Annotated in this window: 6 protein-coding genes and 1 pseudogene; 3 read left to right on the top strand and 4 right to left on the bottom strand. The window is 58.2% G+C overall.

From position 1 onward, the window contains the following. Positions 1–308: 308 nt before the first annotated feature. From PQR02_RS38720 to PQR02_RS38710, 3 genes are all read right to left on the bottom strand, one after another. On the bottom strand, positions 309–1,949 hold the full coding sequence (locus tag PQR02_RS38720; protein ID WP_408243108.1) for a sigma-54 interaction domain-containing protein: 1,641 nt from the start codon (positions 1,947–1,949) through the stop codon (positions 309–311). A 564-nt stretch (positions 1,950–2,513) separates the two neighbouring features. Continuing rightward, the gene (locus PQR02_RS38715) at positions 2,514–3,788 is read right to left on the bottom strand and encodes an MFS transporter (protein ID WP_408243109.1); all 1,275 of its coding nucleotides are present in this window, start codon (positions 3,786–3,788) and stop codon (positions 2,514–2,516) included. Between the two features lie 325 nt (positions 3,789–4,113). Then, positions 4,114–5,811 carry a methyl-accepting chemotaxis protein gene (locus tag PQR02_RS38710; protein ID WP_408243107.1) on the bottom strand — a complete coding sequence of 566 codons (1,698 nt, stop codon included), beginning with the start codon at positions 5,809–5,811 and terminating at the stop codon, positions 4,114–4,116. A gap of 412 nt (positions 5,812–6,223) precedes the next feature. Here PQR02_RS38710 and PQR02_RS38705 point away from each other — a divergent pair, with 412 nt between their 5' ends. After that, entirely contained in the window at positions 6,224–6,994 is a 771-nt protein-coding gene (locus PQR02_RS38705; RefSeq protein WP_408243106.1) for an SDR family oxidoreductase, read from the top strand. Between the two features lie 457 nt (positions 6,995–7,451). Further along, positions 7,452–7,889: pseudogene (locus PQR02_RS38700) on the top strand (transposase); the annotation flags it as partial. A gap of 205 nt (positions 7,890–8,094) precedes the next feature. On the opposite strand, the gene PQR02_RS38695 reads toward PQR02_RS38700, so the two are convergent. Next, positions 8,095–8,382 carry a MipA/OmpV family protein gene (locus tag PQR02_RS38695; protein WP_408243105.1) on the bottom strand — a complete coding sequence of 96 codons (288 nt, stop codon included), beginning with the start codon at positions 8,380–8,382 and terminating at the stop codon, positions 8,095–8,097. A 311-nt stretch (positions 8,383–8,693) separates the two neighbouring features. Between PQR02_RS38695 and PQR02_RS38690 the strand changes: the two genes are divergently transcribed. Continuing rightward, the coding region (locus PQR02_RS38690) for a transposase (protein WP_408243104.1) at positions 8,694–8,893 on the top strand (200 nt) is incomplete at its 3' end.

Raw genomic sequence — 8,893 nt, 5'->3', positions numbered from 1 at the left:
GTCGATCGGCCGCAGGTAGGTGGAAATGGTTGTGGGATTATCGGTGACAGTGTTCAAGTGACGCTCCTGAAGCGTGGATGGTGAAGGCGCGGGCGTCGCATCGAAAGGGGGGCGGCGCCGGCACATCACCAAACGCAACAGGCGTGCCAGTTTAACCACATATCCTCACACTGCTTTCCTGGCCGGCCTTTGGACCAAACAGCAAGAGGCGCCCCGGTTCGGCGCGGCGTCTTCTGGATCAACGGGCGAACCGACAATGTTGACATTGTCGACAATGTTCACTTTGCGATGCGCGACCGGCCCCGTGGTCAGTCATTCGGCAGGCCAAGTTTTTGCCAGCGATAGCTGAACTGGCGCGGGGTCATGCCCAACTGTTGCGCCGCGCGCGATTTGTTTCCCCCGCACTGTTCGAGCGCGTCGACAAGCGCCTGCGCCGGGTGCGAACCGACACGTCGGTAGGGGCGCATTGGCAGCGGCACCGTGTGGGCCACGGGATCATGCGATGAAGCGCCCTGCCCGTGGTTGGCGGGCGCCGACTCTGCAGACGCGGGCGCAACGTCCGGCTCATCCGGCGCGTGTGAAGGCAACAGCCGGTCAATATCCGCTGCATCGAGCAGCGGCTTCTCCGCCAGCAACACGATCCGCTCGATGAAATTGGTCAGTTCGCGAATATTGCCGGGCCACGGATACTCTTCGAGCCGATCCAGCGCGGCCGTCGTGAGATTGACGTTGCGCTGGTTGAGTTGATTTGTATGACTGATGAAATGCAGCGCAAGGACGCGAATGTCCTGGCGACGTTCGGCGAGCGACGGCAGGTGGATCGGAATCACGTTGAGCCGGTAGTACAGGTCCTGGCGGAAGGTGCCGCGCGTCACATCGCGTTGCAAATCGCGATTGGTGGCCGCGACGAGCCGCACTTCGACCCGGATCTCCGCCTTGCCGCCAAGGCGCGTGATGGTCCCTTCCTGAAGCGTACGCAGCAGCTTGGTCTGCATCGTCATCGGCAGTTCGCCGATCTCGTCGAGAAACAGCGTCCCGTTGCTGGCCTGCTCGAACCAGCCCGCGCGCATACTGTTCGCGCCCGTGAACGCGCCGCGTTCGTACCCGAACAGCTCGGACTCGAACAGCGTATCCGGTATCGCCGCGCAGTTGATCTTGATGAAGGCACGGTCGCGTCGCGGACTCGCCAGGTGCAAGGCCCGTGCAAACAGCTCCTTGCCAGTACCTGAGTCACCGAGCAACAGCACGCTCGCGGCGGAATCCGATACACGCTCCAGCTCCGAGATCGCGCGCAGCAAAGGCGGCGCGGTACCGACGATCCCATAGCGGGCGGCCGCCGATTCAAGGGCCCGCGCGAGCACTGCGTTCTGCTCTTCGAGCGCACGGGTTTTTTCCTCAAGGCCGGCTTCCAGCTGCAGCAACTGCCCCGCCAGTGTCGCCAGAATACGCAGCACCGTAACGTCGTCGGCCAGCGCACGCGAGCGGTGGCGAATGCGGTGACATGCAAGAACGCCGACCGCCCGCCGTTCAACGACGATCGGCAGCGCGATGAACGAGACCGGGCCGTCCGGCAACCGGGAGCGCTCAACCGCACGCGCCAGAAAATCCGGCTCGCGGTCGATGTCCTGGACGATCGTCAGTTGACCGTGCTGCAGCGCGCGCCCGGTGATGCCTTCACCATACGCATACACACCCCGGCCGATTTCCTCGGCGGTGAGTCCGTACGCGTACCGGATGCGCCCGCTGTGACCCGTTTCGTCCGCGAGCACGATACGGCCCCGGTTCAGGCCGAGCAGCTCGGACATCAGGTGCAGCATCTCGCGCAGCGCAGGGGCGGGGGACAGGCTCTTGCCGACAAGCGCCATTACCTGCTGCAACAGCAGCATTTCATGTTCGCGCCAGTAGCCGGCAGATTCGCTGCCGGCTGAGGCGTCAGATGGTGTTTGCATGGGCGTGAGCCGCCGCGGTCGTGAGCGAAGCTTATTATTTCAGAACACAAAAAAACTCACAGGCTCCCCATGCGACTGACGTTGCCCCTGTTTGACGAAACCCATAGCCACGCAAATCAGGCCGCTTCGCCTCGCTGAACCTCGATTGAACTTTTCAGGCTGGACGGTCACCCGTCCCGGGTCACATCGGCACTGCGAACACCGAGGCCATCTGGTTGCACCCGGCCGCTTGTTCCCCGACCGATTGCGCCGCCGCGACTTCTTCAACCAGAGCAGCGTTCTGCTGGGTCACTTGATCCATCCGACTAACGGCCACGTTGACCTGCTCGATGCCGCGGCCCTGCTCTTCGGATGCGCTTGATATCTCGCCGAGGCATTGTCACGTTGGCGTGTTGATGACGCGATAGCCGATAGAGCGCACCGCTGGCTCAGAAATCGGACGGATCTTGGGTAAGCCCGGTGAAGCGATGCCACGTAGCAAAGCGTATGAGCGATCGCCTTTCTATGACTGTCGTATCGACAATCATGCGCCTCACGCTCGAAGCCTTGATTAATAATGTAACCCTAATCTAAATCAATCAACGAGGCGGTTTTTGTTTCCGGCATCCAAAGGTAACAAATAAGGGAGAAGAAAATACAGAGGGAAACATACCAGAAGAACCAGTTTTCATGCCCGATCTTTTTAGTCCACAGCGCAATGTATTCTACCGTTCCACTAAAAAGTGAAACGCTAATGGCATAGGGAACCGCCAGGCCGAAGGAGCGGACTTCGACAGGAAATAGCTCAGCCTTGGTAATGGTGCTGACTGACGAATACATCGCCACAATTACAAGTGCCGCCATAACCAGGGCGAAGACGATGAACGGGTTTTTTATGCCAGCGAGAAACGTGAAAAAAGGAATAGTTCCGAAGGTCCCAACCATTCCGAAAGTTAAAAGCAGGGGGCGACGCCCGATACTATCTGATAAAGCTCCAAAGACCGGTTGAATCACTGTGAACCCAATTAACGACAACACTGAAATAAGGCTGGCGGTACTTCTGTCCATGCCCGCACTGTTTATAAGGAACTTCTGCATATAGGCGGCAAAAGTATAGTTCGCGACAGAACCACCCAATGTCAAACCAAAAACCATCACACAGGCCTTCTTATGGCGCATCGCCTCGCGAATTGCGCCCCCTTTTCGCGAAGTTTTGACATGTTTGGCAAAAGACTCCGTTTCTTCCATGTTCCGGCGCAGCACAATTCCGACGAGCGCAATTAATGCGCCAATAAGAAACGGAATGCGCCATCCCCAGCTTTGTAGCTGCGTCGACGTCAAAAAGAACTGCTGAAGCAGTACGAGCGTCGCCATGGCCAGAAGCTGCCCAAGAGAAATTGTAGTGTATAAGAAACTTGAGTAAAATCCACGCCGCCCCTTGGGCGCTGTTTCGCTCAAGTAAGCGGCCGCGCTTCCACCTTCCCCACCAAGGCTGAGACCTTGTAAAACTCTGGCAATGAGCAAAATAACGGGTGCCGCAATCCCGATGCTCTGATACGTCGGAGTCACGCCAATCATAAGTGAACCAAAACACATCATGGAAACGGACACCAGCAGCGCTGATTTACGGCCGCGGCGGTCAGCGTAAATTCCTAATATCCACGCTCCAATCGGGCGAACAAGAAAACCAATGGCAAACACGGCCGCGGATTTAAGCAGTGCTACGGTCTGGTCACCATCCGGGAAAAAGCCCTTGACAAAATAAATCTCGAGGGCCGAATATATAAACCAGTCGTAATATTCGAGCATGTTGCCAATGGAGCCACTAAAGATTCCCCACAGCCGCCTTCGCATATTCATATCAGCACTTAAACTTCCATGCGACGTCTGCTGTTGATCTTTTCCTTCCGCGCTGACATCAATGCTTCTTTCCGCTTGTGTCTCTTGCATCGCTCCGCTCTTTCTATGTAAAAACGTTTTAGTGATCGACCTAATTGGATTTATGCAGATTTCATACGAATGCGTGAATTTTTGAGTTGCTGACGGAGGAAGTCGTCGAACAACTGGTGTCTGACCTGGTAAAGAGTCCGGCAGGACTGTCCGGAATTAGCGTGCAAACCTTCGGAGCCGTCACCGACCGATACAGTGTGTTCTGCCCGCCAATTACCCGTGATATGCGTGTCCCTTAAATGCTGTCCCATTCTCCTGCCTCGGCGGTTTGCGCGAACAGCACGGGCCGTGGTGCGGACTGTTTCACGGCTGCCGTGGTCGGCGTTCTGGCGCGCGTCGGGGCCGTTGTGCGCATTTGCGCGTCGCTCCCCATGCCGGGGTGATGCGAGACGTCCAGCCTGAACATCGAAACAGCGGCTTTCAGATCGCTCGCCTGCGACTCCAGCGCACCGGCGGCGGCGGCCGCCTGTTCGACCAGTGCCGCGTTCTGCTGCGTGACTTCGTCCATCTGCGTGACGGCCTCGCTGACCTGGCCGATGCCCTTGCTCTGTTCCTGTGATGCCGCGGTGATTTCACCCATGATGTCGGTCACACGTCTGATTTCGTGGGTGATCTCGCGCATCTTCGCACCCGCTTCCCGTACATGGCCGGCGCCTGCCTGCACACGCTCCACGGAATCGTGGATGAGATCCTTGATTTCCTTGGCCGCCGCCGACGAGCGCTGCGCCAGCGAACGCACTTCCGAGGCTACCACCGCAAAACCCCGTCCCTGCTCTCCCGCACGGGCTGCTTCGACAGCCGCATTCAGCGCGAGGATATTGGTCTGGAAGGCGATACCCTCGATGATGCCGACGATATTGGCAATCTTGTCCGAGCTGGCGTTGATGCCCTCCATGGTTTCGACCACGCGCGAAACCACGGTGCCGCCCTGCTCCGCCACCGAAGCAGCCTGCGCAGCGAGCTGGTTGGCCTGACTGGCATTGTCGGCATTCTGGGTGACGGTCGAGGTTAGCTGCTCCATGCTGGACGCCGTTTCCTCGAGCGAGGCGGCCTGCTCTTCGGTGCGCTGCGACAGGTCCTGGTTGCCCGCCGCGATTTGATGCGTGGCGGTGGCAATCGAGTCGGCCGAAACCTTGATCCTACCGATCGTCTGTGCGAGCTGCTCCTGCATGCGCTTCATCGAGAACAGCAGGCTTGAGCGGTCATCCGGCGCCGTATTCACCACAGCGGTCAGATCGTTATTGGCAATCTGGTTGGCGATTTCCGCGGCATAGGACGGCTCGCCGCCCAGTGAGCGGAGGATGCCGCGGTTCAGCAGTACTACAACAGCCGATAAAACGCCGGCCAGTACCGCCAGAATCCCCAGGCTCTGATACAGAGACGAGCGAAATGCCGCGTCGATGTCGTCGACATAAAGGCCCGTCATAAGAATCCAGTCCCACGGCCGATAGGTCACGCTGTAGGCAATTTTCGGAGAGGCCCCGGTGGCTCCCGGCTTCGGAGCGCTAAACGCGGTAAAACCCTGGCCATCGCGCTTGATGACAGCAACGATATCCCTGAAGAGGTAAACGCCGTTCGGATCCTTGTAGTCGTCGGCGTCCTTGCCATCCAACTTCGCGTTCGCTGGGTGCATCAGGACCCTCCGCTGCGAATTGATGATCTCAATATAGCCGTCCTCGCCATACCGCATGTTCCGGATGCGAGCCATTGCCCGCTTCTGGGCTTCCGCCAAAGGAAGGGTGCCGGCGGCCGCATCGTCGCCAGAGGTCTTGACGACACTCAGGGCGATCTGCGCCGCGTGTATCAGGTCGGCCTTGCGCTCATCCAGCCGCACTTGTCTCGTCTGGTACGCGTTGTAGATCGATATTCCGGCGAGACACAGCAGGCTCAGGATCAGTGGCAGCCAGAGTTTTTGTATAAAGGACATTTTCATAGGATTACGAAACTTTCAGTCTGTTAATTGTAAGCAATTACATACAAACTGTATAACGGCACTCTAACCGGAAACTTCAGTTAATGAAATCGCGGGCTGTACGTCTAGGCGATCGTTCGATGAATTTGTCACGCGGGCGATTCCGTCAAGGCTCGCCTCCGCGTGCGGCCGGTATTTAGCGCGGTGGGCGTCTGTGCTTTGTTTCTCGCAACGGTGCGCAAGCCATAAATAGCGTGAATTTCAGAATGGTAATGAACCGGTAAGTGTCCGGTCACCCTTCCCGCCTATCATCAGAATATGACGTTGGCCTAACCCCAAGCGAAGCAACCAAGGCCCCAATCCGTTAATGGCCTGCCGGTGTTTCGCGACCTCTTTCCTGCCGGACCACGGCAGCACCGACAAAGGTACGACTATGAAACTCACCGGTAACACGATCTTCATCACGGGAGGCGGTTCGGGCATCGGCCGGGGGCTTGCCGAGGCGCTGCACAGGCGCGGCAACAAGGTTATAATCGCCGGCCGCCGGCGCGGCCATCTCGACGAGGTGATTGCGGCGAATCTCGGAATGGCCGCAATCGAGCTCGACATTACCGATGCGGCTAGCATCGACCGGGTCGCGGCGCAGTTGATCGCGGACTATCCCGAACTCAACGTCCTGATCAATAATGCAGGCATCATGCAGCCGGACCAAGTGGGCGGCCGGATCGACGACGCGTTGATGGTATCCACCATCACGACCAACCTCATGGGGCCAATCCGCATGACGTCGGCGCTGATCGATCACCTCAAGACGAGGAACGAGCCTGTCGTCGCCTATACGAGCTCGGTGCTCGCTTTCGTGCCGTTGGCCATGACCGCCGTGTACTCGTCAACCAAGGCGGCACTCCATTCGTACGTCCTCTCGCAGCGCTTGATGTTGCGGGATACGAAGGTTCGCGTGCTCGAGATTGCACCGCCTTGGGTGCGCACGGACCTCATCAACAGCCGCGAAGCCGAACTGGCGATGCCGCTTGACGCGTTCATCGCCGAAACGATCGCCGTCCTCGGTACCGATTCAGATGAGATTCTGGTTGAAGGCGCCAAGCCGTTGCGTGCGAACCCCGGTCCCGGCGAACACGGCTTCGTCAACAGCTTCAATGCGCTAATGACGGAAGCCCATGGCGAGATCCTCAACTCCATGTAAGGGCAGAGGCGCCTGCCGAGTGCTCACAACATCACCGAGGTAAGGACATACTACCCGCCGCACATCTCTCCGAGGATTCAGGCTCATAGCGGCATGTTCACAGTTCATCCTTGTCCGACATCTGAATATGATTCCCCGAGCTTCAGGTATGGCTGTTTCCTGAAGGCAACCCTGGTTACGACGTGAAGCGAGTTATTGACAGGTGCGGGCTCAATCGTGCGTCCTTGTGCCCAGATCTCGATGGCCTCGCACAGCATGTTGGCTTGTACTACAGGTGGGGAAGGTTCATTGCATAGCGCTTGGTTTCGCGCGTAGGCAAGGGGCGCTGAGCCTGCCTGCGCCGGCGACGCTTGAATGGCCGCTTTCCTTAAAGCGCAGCCGACGGCGATGGGTCGAGCTGGTGTGAAAACACGCTGATCACCTACACTGGATCAACTCATTCAACATGGGTGACCGGATGAAGCGATTCATAGAAGGTGAAGACCGCAAGCAGGTGACGCTGCTTCCGGAATGCCTCGATGATTTCGTCGCCGAGGACAATCCGGTCAGGATCATTCAGGCGTTCGTTGAAGAGCTTGACCTTGGCTCACTGGGCTTCGATGGCGCGATGCCGTCGACTACAGGTCGGCCGTCCTATCATCCGGGCGGGCTGCTGAAGATCTATATCTACGGCTACCTGAACCGGGTCCAGTCGAGCCGCCGCCTGGAACGTGAATGCCAACGCAATGTTGAAATGATGAGGCTCACCGGCCGTTTGGCGCCGGACTTTAAGACCATAGCTGACTTTCGTCGTGTCAACGGTGTCGGCATTCGCAACGTGTGTCGCCGCTTCGTCCTCCTGTGCCGCGAGCTGAAGCTGTTCTCACAAGCGCTGGTCGCCATTGACGGCAGCAAGTAGCACCCCGCCAATAAGCGCATGAGTGGGCGTATCAGAATTCGATTGCGTTGACAATTTCAACAGCATCTGTCCAGGTCCAGTCATTCCCGATGCTGTGGGCTATAGCAGCATCGAATGCCGAACTCCCCCCGTTGCTGATTGACGCGCTCGCCGGCTGACTACTGGGTGTTGCCGAAAGGCCGCCTTGCGCGGACAGTATCGACTATCTGAAGCGGTAGTTGATTGCGGCCACTACGTTCAGTTCATCGCGGCGCTCCGTGATGGGACTGTGTGCCGCGTCGTGCTGCAGACGGCCAACGGTTACGGCCAACGAGCCGACCCATTTCTTCGAGATCTCATAGCTCGCGTATGCGTTGAGGTGAACGTCGCGTAGTCCTGCACTGGTGTTGAAGGTTGGCAGGCCTGAAGCAGCGCTCTGTCCGGCGCTCACGCCAAACAACGATCGCGTGTATTCTGCATTTGCCCATGTCGCACCCGGCCCGAATGACACCAGGAACCTTGATGTCAGCGGCAGATTGGCCAGCAGATCAGCACTGACCAGTTCCTGCGATGTCCTGGTAGGCCGCCACCGAACCCGTCAGCAAGGAAACCGAATAGTCGGCAAAAAGTTTGAGTTTTGGACCCTCGTTGACGTTTCCTAACCCGTGCAAATGCGGATCGTCGGACTCGCTGCGCGATTGAAAATCCAGGCTGAGCGCAGCGCCGACATGGTAGGCGTCGCCTTTGCCTTTAAGAACTTATCCGTAAATAAATCCATACTTCGTTCGGAGCCGCAATCGAGTGCGGCATTGGAGCGAAGGCTTGGCCAGGAAGAGAGTCGAATCGTGGGAGGTGACCGATGCGTTCTGGCAGCGGGTGGAGCCGCTGATTGCGCAACGTGCACCCTCACCGGAGAAAAAGTACCTTCGCAGGCCGGGCGCGGGACGACCGCCGAAGCCGGCTCGCCAAGTGTTTGAAGCCATTGCGTATGTACTGCGCACGGGCTGCCAATGGAAAGCGTG

The organism is Paraburkholderia sediminicola (assembly GCF_046026895.1).
GTDB classification, from domain to species: Bacteria; Pseudomonadota; Gammaproteobacteria; order Burkholderiales; family Burkholderiaceae; genus Paraburkholderia; species Paraburkholderia sediminicola_C.
This window is presented reverse-complemented; position numbering and strand designations above follow the sequence as displayed.